10 protein-coding genes and 2 tRNA genes are annotated in these 15,212 nt (G+C 59.7%); 8 read left to right on the top strand and 4 right to left on the bottom strand.

Annotated elements, in window-relative coordinates:
• The first annotated feature begins 8 nt into the window (after window positions 1-8).
• The 6 genes from hflX (at window position 9) to QYH43_RS24310 (ending at window position 8,378) form a co-directional block, all read left to right on the top strand.
• Complete coding sequence (gene hflX, locus QYH43_RS24285) at window positions 9-1,310, top strand: ribosome rescue GTPase HflX (RefSeq protein ID WP_095056368.1); 1,302 nt, start codon at window positions 9-11, stop codon at window positions 1,308-1,310.
• Between the two features lie 96 nt (window positions 1,311-1,406).
• Window positions 1,407-2,582 (top strand): FtsH protease activity modulator HflK, encoded by a 1,176-nt coding sequence (hflK, locus tag QYH43_RS24290; protein WP_053153689.1) that lies wholly within the window; start codon window positions 1,407-1,409, stop codon window positions 2,580-2,582.
• Complete coding sequence (gene hflC, locus QYH43_RS24295) at window positions 2,582-3,451, top strand: protease modulator HflC (RefSeq protein ID WP_095056366.1); 870 nt, start codon at window positions 2,582-2,584, stop codon at window positions 3,449-3,451. The genes hflK and hflC overlap by 1 nt, the downstream gene beginning before the upstream one ends.
• Before the next feature lie 311 nt (window positions 3,452-3,762).
• On the top strand, window positions 3,763-4,950 hold the full coding sequence (locus QYH43_RS24300; protein WP_095056365.1) for an ATP phosphoribosyltransferase regulatory subunit: 1,188 nt from the start codon (window positions 3,763-3,765) through the stop codon (window positions 4,948-4,950).
• A 54-nt stretch (window positions 4,951-5,004) separates the two neighbouring features.
• Window positions 5,005-6,294 (top strand): adenylosuccinate synthase, encoded by a 1,290-nt coding sequence (locus QYH43_RS24305; RefSeq protein ID WP_095056364.1) that lies wholly within the window; start codon window positions 5,005-5,007, stop codon window positions 6,292-6,294.
• A gap of 149 nt (window positions 6,295-6,443) precedes the next feature.
• Window positions 6,444-8,378 carry a methyl-accepting chemotaxis protein gene (locus QYH43_RS24310; protein WP_301158267.1) on the top strand — a complete coding sequence of 645 codons (1,935 nt, stop codon included), beginning with the start codon at window positions 6,444-6,446 and terminating at the stop codon, window positions 8,376-8,378.
• Between the two features lie 31 nt (window positions 8,379-8,409).
• On the opposite strand, the gene QYH43_RS24315 is transcribed toward QYH43_RS24310, so the two are convergent.
• From QYH43_RS24315 to QYH43_RS24330, 4 genes are all read right to left on the bottom strand, one after another.
• Window positions 8,410-9,966, bottom strand: a complete 1,557-nt coding sequence (locus QYH43_RS24315) for an iron ABC transporter permease (RefSeq protein ID WP_301158268.1) — start codon at window positions 9,964-9,966, stop codon at window positions 8,410-8,412.
• Window positions 9,966-10,976 carry an extracellular solute-binding protein gene (locus QYH43_RS24320; RefSeq protein ID WP_095056361.1) on the bottom strand — a complete coding sequence of 337 codons (1,011 nt, stop codon included), beginning with the start codon at window positions 10,974-10,976 and terminating at the stop codon, window positions 9,966-9,968. The genes QYH43_RS24315 and QYH43_RS24320 overlap by 1 nt, the downstream gene beginning before the upstream one ends.
• A 275-nt stretch (window positions 10,977-11,251) precedes the next feature.
• A tRNA-Leu gene (locus QYH43_RS24325) sits at window positions 11,252-11,338 on the bottom strand.
• 168 nt (window positions 11,339-11,506) lie between these two features.
• Window positions 11,507-11,593: transfer RNA gene (locus tag QYH43_RS24330), tRNA-Leu, on the bottom strand.
• Between the two features lie 224 nt (window positions 11,594-11,817).
• On the opposite strand from QYH43_RS24330, the gene rnr reads away from it, so the two are divergent.
• Together rnr and rlmB are read left to right on the top strand one after the other, a co-directional pair.
• A complete protein-coding gene (gene rnr, locus QYH43_RS24335; RefSeq protein ID WP_095152255.1) occupies window positions 11,818-14,445 on the top strand; it encodes a ribonuclease R in 2,628 nt (875 codons plus the stop codon).
• A complete protein-coding gene (gene rlmB, locus QYH43_RS24340) occupies window positions 14,442-15,209 on the top strand; it encodes a 23S rRNA (guanosine(2251)-2'-O)-methyltransferase RlmB (protein ID WP_095056359.1) in 768 nt (255 codons plus the stop codon). The genes rnr and rlmB overlap by 4 nt, the downstream gene beginning before the upstream one ends.
• Window positions 15,210-15,212: the final 3 nt, after the last annotated feature.

A 15,212-nucleotide genomic window follows, 5' to 3' on the forward strand; every position in this document is an offset into this window, starting at 1 on the left:
AGTCTCCTTTGTTCTTTGAGCGCCACGGTGGTGGTGAACGAGTCATCCTCGTTCACTTGGATGGACAGGACCCTGAGGCGCGCGAAGATCCGCAGGAGTTTCAGGAGTTGGCTAATTCGGCCGGCGCCGAGACCGTTGCGTTTTTTAACGTGCCGCGTCATCGGCCAACCGCCAAATTCCTGATCGGCAGCGGCAAGGTCGAGGAGCTGCGCGACCTGGTCAAGGCCGAAGAAGCCGATCTGGTGATCTTCAATCACATCCTCACGCCCAGTCAGGAACGTAACCTCGAACGTGTTTTCGAGTGTCGCGTGATCGACCGTACCGGTCTGATTCTCGATATTTTCGCCCAGCGCGCCCGTACCCATGAAGGCAAGCTCCAGGTCGAACTGGCCCAGCTTGACCACATGAGCACCCGGCTGGTTCGCGGCTGGACTCACCTTGAGCGTCAGGGCGGCGGCATCGGCATGCGTGGCCCGGGTGAAACCCAGCTGGAAACCGACCGCCGTTTGCTGCGGGTTCGCCTGCGCCAGATCAAGGGCCGACTGGAAAAGGTACGCAGCCAGCGCGAGCAGTCGCGACGCGGTCGCTCGCGTGCGGATATTCCTACCGTATCCTTGGTGGGGTACACCAACGCCGGTAAATCCACGCTCTTCAACAACGTGACGAAGTCCGACGTGTACGCGGCTGATCAGTTGTTTGCCACGCTGGACCCGACCTTGCGTCGTCTGGAACTGGACGACCTGGGGCCGATTGTCCTGGCGGACACTGTGGGCTTCATTCGTCACTTGCCCCACAAGCTGGTTGAGGCATTTCGGTCTACCCTCGAAGAGTCGAGCAACTCCGACCTGTTGTTGCACGTGATCGATGCGGCCGAACCGGATCGCATGTTGCAGATCGAGCAGGTGATGGTGGTGCTGGGCGAGATTGGTGCCCAGGACTTGCCGATCCTCGAGGTCTATAACAAACTCGATTTGCTTGAAGGCGTTGAGCCACAAATCCAGCGCGACGAAAACGGCAAGCCCCAGCGGGTCTGGTTGTCGGCGCGTGATGGCTCGGGGCTGGAATTGCTTGAGCAAGCCATTGCCGAGTTACTTGGCAGTGATTTGTTTATCGGTACCCTGCGCTTGCCGCAACGATTCGCTCGACTGCGTGCGCAGTTTTTCGAACTCGGTGCGGTGCAGAAAGAAGAGCACGACGAAGAAGGCATCAGTTTGCTGGCCGTTCGTTTGCCCCGGGTCGAGTTGAATCGACTGGTAAGCCGCGAAGGATTGCAGCCGATGGAATTCATCGAGCAACACACTTTGCAATAAAAGCCTGAGAAAGCGGTTGTGCCGTGGTGACAGGCATTCTGTAGCATTGGTCGGCGCGCCGTGGGTGCGTCTTTGCTTTATCAGATGGAGAGCGCTATGGCTTGGAATGAGCCGGGTGGCAACTCGAATAATCAGGACCCTTGGGGTGGCAAACGTCGTAATAACGGCGACCGCAAGGGACCACCGGATCTCGACGAGGCCTTCCGAAAGCTGCAGGAAAGCCTGAACGGGTTGTTCGGTGGTGGTAAGAAACGTGGCGGTGACGACGGCGGTGGTTCGGGCAAGAGTGGCGGCTTTGGCGGCCTGCTCGGCATCGGCCTGGTCGTCCTGGCGGCCGTATGGCTGTACAGCGCAGTCTATGTCGTCGACGAGCAGGAGCAAGCCGTGGTGCTGCGCTTCGGCAAGTACTACGAAACCGTCGGCCCCGGCCTGAATATCTACTTCCCGCCGATCGACAAGAAGTACATGGAAAACGTTACGCGTGAGCGTGCGTACACCAAGCAGGGCCAGATGCTGACTGAAGACGAGAACATCGTCGAAGTGCCGCTGACCGTGCAGTACAAGATCAGCAACCTGCAGGACTTCGTGCTGAGCGTCGATCAGCCGGAAATCAGCCTGCAGCACGCGACCGACAGTGCCTTGCGCCACGTGGTGGGTTCCACCGCAATGGACCAGGTGCTGACCGAAGGTCGTGAATTGATGGCCAGCGAGATCAAGGAGCGTCTGCAACGCTTCATGGATACCTATCGCACCGGCATCACCGTTACCCAGGTCAACGTTCAGAGCGCTGCGGCACCGCGTGAAGTCCAGGAAGCCTTCGATGACGTGATCCGTGCCCGTGAAGACGAGCAGCGTTCGCGTAACCAGGCTGAAACCTATGCCAACGGCGTCGTGCCGGAAGCTCGTGGTCAGGCTCAGCGTATCCTCGAAGACGCCAACGGCTACCGTGACGAAACCGTCTCGCGTGCCAAGGGTGAGGCTGATCGCTTCACCAAACTGGTCGCCGAGTACCGCAAGGCACCTGAAGTCACCCGCCAGCGTCTGTACCTGGACACCATGCAGGAAGTCTTCAGCAACACCAGCAAGGTGCTCGTGACCGGCAACAAAAATGGCCAGAGCAACCTGTTGTACCTGCCGCTGGACAAAATGGTCGAAAGTGGCCGCAGCACCAGCACTCCGGTGAACAGTGCGGCAGCCACCAGCAATGAAGCGAATGCGCGTGCCGCAGCTGATCTGCAGCAACAGCAAGCACGTACCAGGGAGAGTCGCTGATGAGCAATAAATCGCTGATCGCCCTTATTGTCGGCGTCGTCGTGGCGATCGCTGCCTGGAACTGCTTCTACATCGTGGCTCAGACCGAGCGCGCGGTGTTGCTGCAGTTTGGTCGCGTGGTTCAGGCCGATGTTCAGCCGGGCCTGCATGTGAAAGTGCCTTACGTTAACCAGGTGCGTAAATTCGACGCACGCCTGATGACGCTGGATGCACCGACGCAGCGCTTCCTGACGCTGGAAAAGAAAGCCGTGATGGTCGATGCCTACGCCAAGTGGCGTGTGAAGGACGCAGAGCGTTTCTACACCGCAACTTCCGGCCTCAAGCAGATTGCCGACGAGCGTTTGTCCCGTCGTCTGGAATCGGGCCTGCGTGACCAGTTCGGTAAGCGCACCTTGCACGAAGTGGTGTCCGGTGAGCGTGATGCGCTGATGGCGGATATCACGGCTTCGCTGAACAAGATGGCTGAAAAAGAACTGGGTATCGAAGTTGTCGATGTCCGGGTCAAGACCATCGACCTGCCGAAGGAAGTGAACCGCAGCGTGTTCGAGCGTATGAGCACCGAGCGTGAGCGTGAAGCTCGTGAGCACCGCGCCAAGGGTAACGAGCTGTCCGAAGGCATCCGTGCCGACGCCGATCGTCAGCGCCGCGTTCTGCTGGCTGAAGCCTATCGTGAATCTGAAGAGGTTCGCGGTGACGGTGATGCCCAGGCCGCAGCGATTTACTCCAAGGCGTACGGTCAGGACCAGGAGTTCTACGCGTTCTACCGTAGCCTGCGTGCTTACCGTGAAAGCTTTGCAAGCAAATCCGACGTCCTGGTCCTCGACCCAAGCAGTGACTTCTTCCACTACCTGGAAAAAGCCAAGCCTTGACACGGCGTTAGCCTGAATTATCCCGCCGGGCGGCTAAAACCTCTGGCGGGGTGATCCTTTGGGAAAACGTGTGTATGATGCGGCAGCCGGGAAATTCCCGGCTTTTTTGCGTCTGCATGTTTGATTGCGGTTTTTTGAGCAGGCGACGGGCTGAATGGCCCGACAGTTTTTCGAGGAAAGTGATTGGCGAAGCCGGTTAGAGGGCTTTTCGCTCCGTCGCTCATGCGCGTGGTTTGTGCGCAAGCTGATCATTTTCTGCTTCACTCAAGGCTCGCCGACAGGCTGGTCGCCCGGAGATAGGGGAAGGCGTAATGGCAACGGTAGACCGCTGGCTTCTGCCAGATGGCATCGAAGAAGTACTGCCACCGGAAGCTGCGCGCATTGAAGTTGCGCGTCGTCAGGTGTTGGATCTGTTCCAGAGCTGGGGTTACGAGTTTGTCGTGACTCCCCATATCGAGTACCTGGAATCCCTGCTGACCGGCGCGGGCCAGGATCTGGATCTGCGCACCTTCAAGGTCATCGACCCGCAATCGGGCCGGCAGATGGGTTTCCGTGCTGACATCACGCCGCAAGTGGCGCGCATCGACGCGCACACCTTGCGTCGCGAAGGCCCAAGCCGTCTGTGCTATGCCGGTAGTGTTCTGCACGCTCAGCCTCGCGCCTTGTCGTCCTCGCGCAGCCCGATTCAACTGGGTGCCGAGTTGTACGGCGACGCGAGTCCGAGCAGCGACGTAGAAGTCATCAGCCTGATGCTGGCCATGCTGCAACTGGCCGATGTGCCGGATGTGCACATGGACCTCGGTCATGTTGGTATCTACCGTGGCCTGGCCCGTGCCGCCGGTTTGTCCGGTGAGGTCGAGCAGCAGTTGTTCGATGCGCTGCAACGCAAGGCCATCGACGAGGTCATTACCTTGACCGAAGGTTTGCCTGCCGATCTGTCGGGCATGCTGCGTGCGCTGGTCGACCTGTGTGGCGGTCGTGAAGTGCTGAGCGCTGCCCGCGAGCGTCTGGCCAAGGCGCCGGCTCCGGTATTGGCTGCGCTGGATGACTTGCTGGCAATTGCCGAGCGTTTGTCCGTGCGTTTCCCGCAATTGCCGCTGTACTTCGACCTGGGCGAGTTGCGCGGCTATCACTACCACACCGGCGTCGTGTTCGCGGTGTTTGTACCGGGTGTTGGCCAGTCCATTGCCCAGGGCGGTCGTTACGACGACATCGGCGCCGACTTCGGTCGCGCTCGTCCGGCTACCGGCTTCTCCACCGATTTGAAAACCCTGGTGACCCTGGGGCGTGCTGAGATCGAGCTACCGTCTGGCGGTATCTGGATGCCTGACAGTACGGATGCGGCACTCTGGCAGCAGGTTTGCCAGTTGCGCAGTGAGGGTCAGCGTGTCGTTCAGGCATTGCCTGGGCAGCCATTGGCCGCCGCCCGTGAAGCGGACTGCGACCGGCAATTGATCCAGCAGAACGGGCTTTGGCAAGTATCGCCACTGGCTTCTTGAGTTTTCCTGCCGGCTGCCGCCGGCACCAAGTTTGCGCGAATGAGGACAAGTGTTATGGGTAAGAATGTCGTAGTCCTGGGCACCCAATGGGGTGATGAGGGCAAAGGCAAGATCGTTGATCTGCTGACCGAACATGCTGCCGCCGTAGTGCGCTACCAGGGTGGCCACAACGCTGGCCACACGCTGGTGATCGACGGCGAAAAAACCGTCTTGCACCTGATCCCGTCGGGCGTGCTGCGCGAAGGCGTGCAGTGCCTGATCGGCAACGGCGTGGTGGTTGCACCTGACGCCCTGCTGCGCGAGATCATCAAGCTGGAAGAAAAAGGTGTGCCGGTGCGCGAGCGTCTGCGCATCAGCCCGTCCTGCCCGCTGATTCTGTCCTTCCACGTTGCGCTGGACCAGGCCCGTGAAAAGGCCCGTGGCGAGCTGAAGATCGGTACTACCGGTCGCGGCATCGGCCCGGCCTACGAAGACAAGGTTGCACGTCGTGGCCTGCGTGTGGGCGACCTGCTCAACATGCCGCGCTTTGAAGACAAGCTGCGTGAACTGGTGGATTACCACAACTTCATGCTGGTGGGTTACTACAAAGAGCCGGCCATCGAATTCGACAAGACCCTGGCCGAATGCAAAGAATACGCTGAGCTGCTCAAGCCGCTGATGCTGGACGTGACTGCCGAGCTGCACGACCTGCGTCGCGCTGGCAAAGACATCATGTTCGAAGGCGCTCAAGGTTCGTTGCTGGATATCGACCACGGCACCTACCCGTACGTGACCAGCTCTAACACCACCGCTGGCGGCGTTGCTACCGGTTCGGGTGTTGGCCCGATGTTCCTGGACTACATCCTGGGCATCACCAAGGCCTACACCACGCGTGTAGGTTCGGGTCCATTCCCGACTGAGCTGTTCGACGAAGTCGGTGCGCACCTGGCCAAACAAGGTCACGAGTTCGGCGCGACGACCGGCCGTGCTCGTCGTTGTGGCTGGTTCGACGCCGTCATCCTGCGTCGCGCTATCGATGTGAACAGCATCTCGGGCATCTGCCTGACCAAGCTGGACGTGCTCGACGGTCTGGAAACCATCAACATCTGCGTCGGCTACAAAGATGCAGAAGGCAACGCGGTTGCCCCGACTGACGCTGACAGCTACGTGGGCCTGCTGCCTGTGTACGAAGAAGTGCCGGGCTGGACCGAGTCGACCGTGGGTGCCAAGACCCTGGAAGAGCTGCCGGCTAATGCCCGTGCTTACATCAAGCGCGTCGAAGAGTTGATCGGCGCGCCGATCGACATTATTTCGACGGGCCCGGACCGCAACGAAACCATCGTTCTGCGCCATCCGTTCGCTTGATAAGCTGTTGATGTAAAACACAAAGGCCCCTTAATCGGGGCCTTTGTCGTTTATGCCTGTCGGGCGGCATGACCTTTGCTGTTAGCTTTGCCTAAACGTCACTTTTGGCGTGCCATCAATTTAATGGCGTTTAAGCAGAGGGATATCAAGTGTCGGCCGTTCTCTCATTGTTACAGAGCCGTTTGTTGCGGCCCGTGTTCGTTACCCTTGGTATCGCCCTTTTGGTGCAGGTGCTGGTCGCTGTTGCGCTGACCCGGAGCACGGTGACGGCGCTTGAAGCCGATCTGGGCATGCGCCTGGGCGCCGATAGCCAAAAACTTTCCGGGGAGCTTGAGCAGGCGGGGCGCGAAGTCACGTCGAGCCTCGACAGCCTCTCCACCAGTACGCGTCAACGCCTGACGGCCGGCTTGTCCGCGCGACTGAAGGACGAGCAGGCGCAGTTGCGCGCAACGCTGGAAAAAGACCTGAAGGACTCCGCCAACGACATGGCGCAGCTGTTGGCCTCTGTCGCGCCTCGCGCCATGTGGGACAACGACGTTCCGACCCTGTCCGAATTCGCTAGACGTGCCCAGCGCAATCCGAACGTGCTGTTCGTGGTCTACGACGACGCCACTGGCCAGCATCTGACGCGCTACCTCAACCGGGAAAACCCGATCAACAAGGCCCTTTTGGAAAAAGGCCAGGGCGAGCGTGCGTTGGACAAGGTGCTGGATGCGGCGAAAAACGACCCGTTGGTTTTCTATATCGAGGCCTCGATCAATCCTAACGGCGTGGAAATCGGCAAGGTCTTGATGGGTGTCTCGACCGCCTCGGTGGAAACCGATCTGGCGGCGCTGGACAAGCGTTTTTCCGCGTTGATTGCCAGCAGCGACCAGCTCGTGGGCGACAGCCTGAAAGGCGCGGCAGCTGACAGTGCGGCGGCCATGGGCGCGCGACTGCAATCGGCTCAGGCCACGGCATCTGAAATGAAGGTCAATACCACCAGTACCGTGCAGGAGGCTGCGGCCACCTTGCGTTGGCGCATTGGTTTGAGCCTGGCGCTGGTCGGCTGTGGCGTGCTGTTGTTGCTGGCAGTAGTGCTCGGTCGTCGAGTGGTCAATCGCCTGAAAATGCTGATTGTGGCCATGGATGATCTGGCGGCAGGCGAGGGTGATCTCACCAAGCGTGTGCAGATCAGCAGCAAAGATGAAATCGGCGACATGGCGTCGGCAGTCAATCGCTTTGTGGATAAGTTGCAGCCGATCGTGCGCGAGGCGGGTGATGTGGCCCAGCGCACCGGTGTGGAAATCGGTGCCATGACCTTGCGCAATGCCGGAGCCGATGCGGCGGCGGGCATGCAGCGCGATGAAGTCGCTGAAAGTCTGCGCGCGTTGTCGCAAATGGCCGATGAGGCCCAATCTGAAAGTCATGCGATGCAGGCTGCGTTGAAGCAGGTTGTCGAAATCCGACAGGCCACCGATGAAAACACTCGGACTGCGGCGAAAGTCGGCGGTCTGATCGAAGCGCTGGCGGGTCAGGTCGGTACCGGGGCGCAAGTCATCGAGCGTCTGGCGCAACAAAGTGAGCAAATCGAAGTGGTGCTGACGGTGATCCACGGCATCGCCGAGCAGACCAATCTGCTGGCGTTGAACGCGGCCATCGAAGCGGCGCGGGCGGGTGAGACCGGGCGCGGATTTGCCGTGGTGGCGGATGAGGTGCGGGCGTTGGCGAGCAAGACCCAAAGCTCTACGGGTGATATTCAGGCGCACATCGTGGCGTTGCAGCAAGGTGCGCGGGAAGCGGTGGCGGCGATTGGTCAGGCTGGGCGTCAGGCTAACGAAGGGTTGCTGGTGTTGCGTGACAGTGCGCGGTTGCAGCAGTCGGTGCAGGCGTCGGTCGAGCAGGTTCACGCGGCGATAGGCCTGGCGACTCAGGCAGCCGAGCATCAGGCAAGAGGGGCGCAAGCTGTGCGCGGTCGGGTCCAGACCATTCATGCGCAGGCCGAGAAGGCCGCTCAGGCAGTGGTGGAAACCACGGTCAGCGGCAAGGTGCTCGATGGCTTGGCGGCGCAACTTAAAGCCAGTCTGGGGCAGTTCAGGGCTTAAAAGATCAAAGATCGCAGGCTGCGATCTTTTGCTAGCGACTCAAATACATCCGGGTTGTCAGCAAATAAACCGGCAACCCTGACACCACAATCAACAACGCCGCATAAGGCGCCGCCGCCGCAAACTCCACATTTGCGGTATGCGCCCACACTTCCGTTGCCAGTGTATTCAGCCCTGTCGGACTCAACAGCAGCGTCGCCGTCAGCTCCTTCATTGCATCCAGAAACACCAGCGCGAACGCCGCACCCAGCGCCGGAAAAATGATCGGCAGCGTCACTCGGCAAAAAGCGCTGAACGACGAAGCGCCCAGCGTTCGCGCGGCTTCTTCCAGTTGCGGCGCGGCCTTGGTCAGGGCGGTGCGAATCGGCGCCTGCGCCAGCGGCAGAAACAGCAACGCATAAGCGATCAGCAGTAGCGCCGAAGTCTGGTACAGCGCCGGCACATAATGCAGGGAGAAATACACCAGGGTCAGCGCGATCACCAGTCCCGGCAGCGCATGCAGCAGGTAGGGCAGGCGTTCGGCCCAGATCGCCAGTTGGCCTTTGTAGCGCACCACCAGCAATCCTACTGGCACCGCCAGCACCAGGCACAACGCAGCGCCGCCCAGAGACAGCGCGAGGGATGAAAGCAATGCTTCGCTGATTGCTGCCACCGGAAACGCCGCCGATGAACCCACAGCCAACCAGTAAGCCAGCATGCCCAGCGGAATCCCGCTGCCGATGATTGCCAAAAACAGGCAGTAAAGTTGTCCGGCGACCACCCACGGCCCCAATTGAACCTGCTCCGCCTGTCGCGCCGCGCCCTGGCCAGTACGTACATGCCGACCCTTGCCGCGAACGCGCAGCTCCAGCCACAACAACATCAGGCACAGCGCCAGCAGGACCGCTGACAACATGGCTGCGTTGGCGTTGCTGAATTCCAGCTCGAACTGTTGATAGATCGCCGTGGTGAAAGTTTGCAGGCCGATGATCGACAGCGCGCCAAACTCCACCAGCATGTGCAGCGCAATCAGCAGTGAACCGGCGAGTAACGAAGGCCAGAGCAGGGGCAGAGTAACCTTGAAGAATACGCCCCAACGATTCTGCCCCAGCGTACGCGCGGACTCTTCGAGAGCTGGGTCGAGGTTGCGCAGGGTGGCCGCCACCGGCAGGAAAATCAGCGGGTATTTGGACAGGCTCATCACCAGGATGGCCCCGCCGAGTCCCTCGAAATGTGCGCTCAGTGAAACCCAGGTGAAGCTGCTGACAAAAGCCGGCACGGCGAACGGCAGGCAGAGAATCACGCCCCACAATCGTCGGCCCGGCAGATTGCTGCGCTCCAGTAGCCAGGCCAGCGACAAACCGATTACCCCGCAAGTAACGGTGACACCGATCATCAAGGCGAGGGTGTTGCGCAACAAGCCGAAGACATAAGGTCGCCACAGCAAGTGCAGCGCTTCTGCCCAGCCGGCTTGCCAAGCCTTAAGGCCGACATACAGCAGAGGCAGCAAGCTAAGCGCAACCAGCAGCAGTACGGGCAACATCAGCCAGATAGAAGGCCGCTTGCGGCGCGGTACATATCCCGTGTGCGTAGAAAGTGAAGCGCCCATCAATTCAGGCCAACGTCGCGTTCCAGATCCAGCGCCTCTTCAGCATTGCCGAGATCGGCGGGGGTGACTTTCGGTGCTTCCAGTTCGCTGAACGGCTTGAGCCCACGATCCGACTCCATGCCTTTGTGCAAAGGATATTCGGCGGTGGTCTGGGTGATTACGCGCTGGCCTTCTTCACTGGCCATGTAGGCGAGCAATTGCTGGGCTTCTTTTGGGTGTTTGCTGGATTTCAGGACGGCAGCGCTGGACACGGTGATCAACCCGCCGACGTCGCCGCCGGTGAAGTAATGCAGTTTCGAATCGAGCTGGCCTTTTTCCCGTTGCAGGGCAAACCAGTAGTAGTTGTTCACCAGTACAGTGGCCACTTCGCCATTTTCCACGGCTTTGAGCGCGACCATGTTGTTGCTGTAAGTCTTGCCGAAAGCGCGCAGGCCGGTCAGCCATTCTTCGGCTGCATCCATGCCGTGCACTTTGATGATTGCCACGGCTTGTTCCTGGAAGGCGCCGCTGGTGGGTACGAAGCCGACCTTGCCTTGCCATTTTGGATCGGAGAACTCCATCACCGATTTTGGCAGGTCTTTTTCGTCGATCAGTTTGGGGTTGAATGCCACGACGCGAACCCGGGCGGTGACGCCAATCCAGGTACCGTTGCCGGCTACGTATTCTTTGGGCAGAACCGCCAGGGTGGCGTCATCGGTCTTGGCCAGCAAGCCTTGCTCGCCGAGTTTATTCAGTGGTGGCGATTCTTCGGTGTAGATCACGTCGGCGGGGGAGCGGTCGCCCTCTTCGACAACCTGGCTGGCGAGTTGATTGCTGCTGCCTTTGCGGACATTGACGTGAATGCCGGTTTTGGCTTCGAAAGCTTTGGCGACTGCGTCGCCGACTTCTTTGTGCTGACCGTTGTAGAGCGTCAGGGCAACCGGGTCGGCGGCTTGGGTGAAGGGAGTGGCGAGTGCCAGGCCGAGGAGGGTGGTGATCAGGCCGCGGCGCAGGGTATTTCGAAACATCATTCGCAGGGTTCCTCACTGTCACATTGCAAAAACTTGTAACAATGATAAACGATATTGTTTCTCAAATGCGGACGCTGATTCCTGTAGGAGTGAGCTGGCTCGCGATGGGCGTGAACGATGACGCATTCTATCTGCTGGCAAACGTTAACCTCGAGTGCATCGCGAGCAAGCTCGCTCCTACAGAAGAGGGTGGTTTAATTTTCAAATACCAGAAACGCAAAAACCCGCTTTCGCGGGTTTTTGTGAAATCCAAGGCCGTAACCTTGAATTTGAATTGGTGCCCAGAAGAAGACTCGAACTTCCACGACCTTGCGGTCACCAGCACCTGAAGCTGGCGTGTCTACCAATTTCACCATCTGGGCATTCATCTTCAGCGTTGCCGCTGTTGATGTGGCGCACTATACGGAGCGTGTTTTGATCTGTAAACCCCTGATTTTAAAATTAATAAATCAGAGCTCCAGAATGCAAAAAACCCGCTTTCGCGGGTTTTTGTGTGAGCCTTGAAATTGATCTAATCTCAAGCTCGAAATTGGTGCCCAGAAGAAGACTCGAACTTCCACGACCTTGCGGTCACCAGCACCTGAAGCTGGCGTGTCTACCAATTTCACCATCTGGGCAGTATCGGCAACGTCTCCGTCGTCGATGGCGCGCACTATACGGAGCGTCTTTTTAACTGTAAACCCCCAGGCTCAAAAAAAACTGGAAAATTTCGCCAGCGGTCTTCAAAACAGCTTTGCGGTGTCGATATGGGGCTTTAGATGGGGGGTCTTAGCCTGAAATTTCCCGTTTCATTACGCCTATGCCAAACTAACCCGTATATAGACAAGGTGAAAACTCTCTAATGGCCGATTGGCAGTCCCTCGATCCCGAGGCCGCTCGTGAAGCGGAAAAATACGAAAACCCTATTCCTAGCCGCGAACTGATCCTTCAGCACCTTGCTGATCGGGGTTCGCCTGCTAACCGCGAGCAGCTGGTCGAAGAGTTTGGTCTGACCACAGAAGACCAGATCGAAGCCCTGCGCCGCCGCCTGCGCGCCATGGAGCGCGATGCTCAACTCATCTATACCCGTCGCGGCACGTATGCGCCGGTGGACAAGCTTGACCTGATCCTGGGCCGCATCAGCGGTCACCGTGACGGTTTCGGCTTCCTGGTGCCGGACGACGGCAGCGACGACCTGTTCATGAGCCCGGCGCAAATGCGTCTGGTGTTCGACGGTGACCGTGCGCTGGCCCGAGTGTCTGGCCTGGATCGTCGCGGTCGCCGCGAAGGCATGATCGTCGAAGTGGTGTCCCGCGCTCACGAAACCATCGTCGGCCGCTACTTCGAAGAGGGCGGCATCGGTTTTGTAGTTGCCGACAATCCGAAGATCCAGCAAGAAGTGCTGGTGACGCCGGGTCGTAACGCCAATGCACAGGTAGGTCAGTTCGTCGAAGTGAAGATCACTCACTGGCCGACACCACGCTTCCAGCCGCAAGGTGACGTGGTCGAAGTCGTGGGCAACTACATGGCGCCGGGCATGGAGATTGATGTCGCCCTGCGCACCTACGACATTCCTCACGTCTGGCCTGACGCCGTACTCAAGGAAGCCGCCAAGCTCAAGCCGGAAGTCGAAGAGAAAGACAAAGAGAAGCGCATCGACCTGCGCCATCTGCCGTTCGTCACCATCGACGGCGAAGATGCTCGCGACTTCGATGACGCGGTCTACTGCGAAGCCCGTCCGGGCAAGCTGCGCCTGTTCTCCGGCGGCTGGAAGTTGTACGTGGCGATTGCCGACGTTTCCAGCTACGTGAAACTCGGTTCGGCGCTGGATGCCGAAGCCCAGGTTCGCGGCAACTCGGTGTACTTCCCTGAGCGCGTGATCCCTATGCTGCCTGAGCAGCTGTCCAACGGTCTGTGCTCGCTGAATCCGCAAGTCGATCGCCTGGCCATGGTTTGCGAGATGACCATCTCCAAATCCGGCGAAATGACTGACTACTGCTTCTACGAAGCGGTGATCCACTCCCATGCCCGCCTGACCTACAACAAAGTCAGCGCGATGCTGGAAACGCCGAAAGCCACCGAAGGGCGCAAACTGCGTGGCGAATACACCGACGTGGTGCCGCACCTCAAACAGTTGTACTCGCTGTACAAGGTGTTGCTGGCGGCCCGTCACGTGCGTGGTGCGATCGATTTCGAAACTCAGGAAACCCGGATCATCTTCGGTTCCGAGCGCAAGATCGCCGAAATCCGTCCGACCGTGCGCAACGATGCGCACAAGCTGATCGAGGAATGCATGCTGGCGGCCAACGTGGCCACCGCCGAATTCCTGAAAAAGCACGAAATCCCGGCGCTGTACCGCGTTCACGATGGTCCGCCACCGGAGCGTCTGGAAAAACTGCGCGCGTTCCTCGGTGAGCTCGGTCTTTCCTTGCACAAAGGCAAGGACGGCCCGTCGCCGAAGGATTACCAGGCATTGCTGGCTGGTATCAAGGATCGTCCGGATTTCCACCTGATCCAGACCGTCATGCTGCGTTCGTTGAGCCAGGCGGTGTACAGCGCTGATAACCAGGGCCACTTCGGCCTGAATTACGAGGCGTACACCCACTTCACCTCGCCGATCCGCCGCTACCCGGACTTGCTCACGCATCGGGCGATCCGCAGCGTGATCCATTCGAAGCAGGACACCCCGCACGTTCGCCGTGCTGGTGCGATGACCATTCCGAAGGCGCGCATCTATCCGTACGACGAAGCGGCCCTGGAACAGCTCGGCGAGCAGTGCTCGATGAGCGAGCGCCGTGCCGACGAAGCGACCCGCGACGTAGTGAACTGGCTCAAGTGTGAGTTCATGAAAGACCGCGTGGGCGAATCGTTCCCGGGTGTGATCACCGCAGTAACCGGTTTTGGCCTGTTCGTCGAGCTGACCGACATCTACGTCGAAGGCCTGGTGCACGTCACTGCGCTGCCGGGCGATTACTACCACTTCGATCCTGTGCACCACCGCTTGGCCGGTGAGCGTACCGGCCGCAGCTTCCGCCTTGGCGATACCGTAGAAGTGCGGGTCATGCGCGTCGATCTCGACGAGCGCAAGATCGACTTCGAGATGGCTGAAAACACCATCAACGCGCCAATCGGTCGCAAGAAGCGTGGCGCCGAAACTGCGGCACCTGCCTCCAAGTCCGCCGCAGAACCGGCGCCGGCGAAAACCGGTCGTCGTCCTGCAAAGGAAAAGACTGCCGAAGCCTATCGCCCAAGCGATGCAGCGGCAAAAAACGCCGAAGTGCGCAAAAGCCGTGAAATGAAGCAGGCGTTGCTCGCCGGTGCGAAAAGCGGCGGTAAAGCGGCGTCTGGGGGAAAGACCAGTCGGTCGGCGGCTGACAACGCTGTCGGCGGCAAGCCAGCCAAACCGAGCAAACATCGTAAAGGCCCGCCAAAAGCGGGCTCGGCCCCAGCCAAAAGCGGCGGGGCGCGTAAACCTAAGGCCAAGTCATGAGTCAGTTGGAAAAGATCTACGGTGTGCATGCTGTAGAAGCGTTGCTGCGCCACCACCCGAAACGCGTCAAGCAGATCTGGCTGGCCGAAGGTCGCAGTGATCCGCGGGTTCAGACCCTGATTGAGCTGGCCAACGAAAATCGTGTTCAGGTCGGCCAGGCCGAGCGTCGCGAAATGGATGCCTGGGTCGAAGGCGTGCACCAGGGCGTGGTTGCGGACGTCAGTCCGAGCCAGGTCTGGGGCGAGGCAATGCTCGACGAGCTGCTGGATCGCACCGATGGCGCACCGCTGCTGTTGGTGCTCGACGGCGTGACCGATCCGCACAACCTCGGCGCCTGCCTGCGCTCTGCCGATGCGGCAGGTGCGCTGGCGGTGATTGTGCCGAAAGACAAGTCAGCAACCCTGACACCGGTTGTACGAAAAGTCGCCTGCGGCGCCGCGGAAGTGATTCCGCTGGTTGCCGTCACCAACCTGGCGCGCACTCTGGAAAAACTCCAGCAGCGCGGTTTGTGGGTAGTGGGCACGGCGGGTGAGGCCGAGGTCAGCATTTATGACCAGGACCTGACCGGCCCGACGATCCTGATCATGGGCGCCGAAGGCAAGGGCATGCGTCGTTTGACCCGCGAGCATTGCGACTACCTGGTGAACCTGCCGATGGCCGGTAGCGTCAGCAGTCTCAACGTTTCCGTGGCGACTGGCGTATGCCTGTTCGAGGCGCAGCGTCAGCGCAGTGCCAAAGCCAAGGCTGCCACCAAGAAGTCCTGATCC

The organism is Pseudomonas sp. C32 (assembly GCF_030417915.1).
Classification (GTDB): domain Bacteria; phylum Pseudomonadota; class Gammaproteobacteria; order Pseudomonadales; family Pseudomonadaceae; genus Aquipseudomonas.

What these genes read in the sequence shown, in the direction of transcription:
- rnr (WP_095152255.1), top strand. Translation starts at nt 11,818, where the DNA reads ATGGCCGATTGGCAGTCCCTCGATCCCGAGGCCGCTCGTGAAGCGGAA.
- QYH43_RS24320 (WP_095056361.1), bottom strand. Translation starts at nt 10,976, where the DNA reads ATGATGTTTCGAAATACCCTGCGCCGCGGCCTGATCACCACCCTCCTC.
- QYH43_RS24315 (WP_301158268.1), bottom strand. Translation starts at nt 9,966, where the DNA reads ATGGGCGCTTCACTTTCTACGCACACGGGATATGTACCGCGCCGCAAG.
- QYH43_RS24300 (WP_095056365.1), top strand. Translation starts at nt 3,763, where the DNA reads ATGGCAACGGTAGACCGCTGGCTTCTGCCAGATGGCATCGAAGAAGTA.
- hflC (WP_095056366.1), top strand. Translation starts at nt 2,582, where the DNA reads ATGAGCAATAAATCGCTGATCGCCCTTATTGTCGGCGTCGTCGTGGCG.
- hflK (WP_053153689.1), top strand. Translation starts at nt 1,407, where the DNA reads ATGGCTTGGAATGAGCCGGGTGGCAACTCGAATAATCAGGACCCTTGG.
- rlmB (WP_095056359.1), top strand. Translation starts at nt 14,442, where the DNA reads ATGAGTCAGTTGGAAAAGATCTACGGTGTGCATGCTGTAGAAGCGTTG.
- QYH43_RS24305 (WP_095056364.1), top strand. Translation starts at nt 5,005, where the DNA reads ATGGGTAAGAATGTCGTAGTCCTGGGCACCCAATGGGGTGATGAGGGC.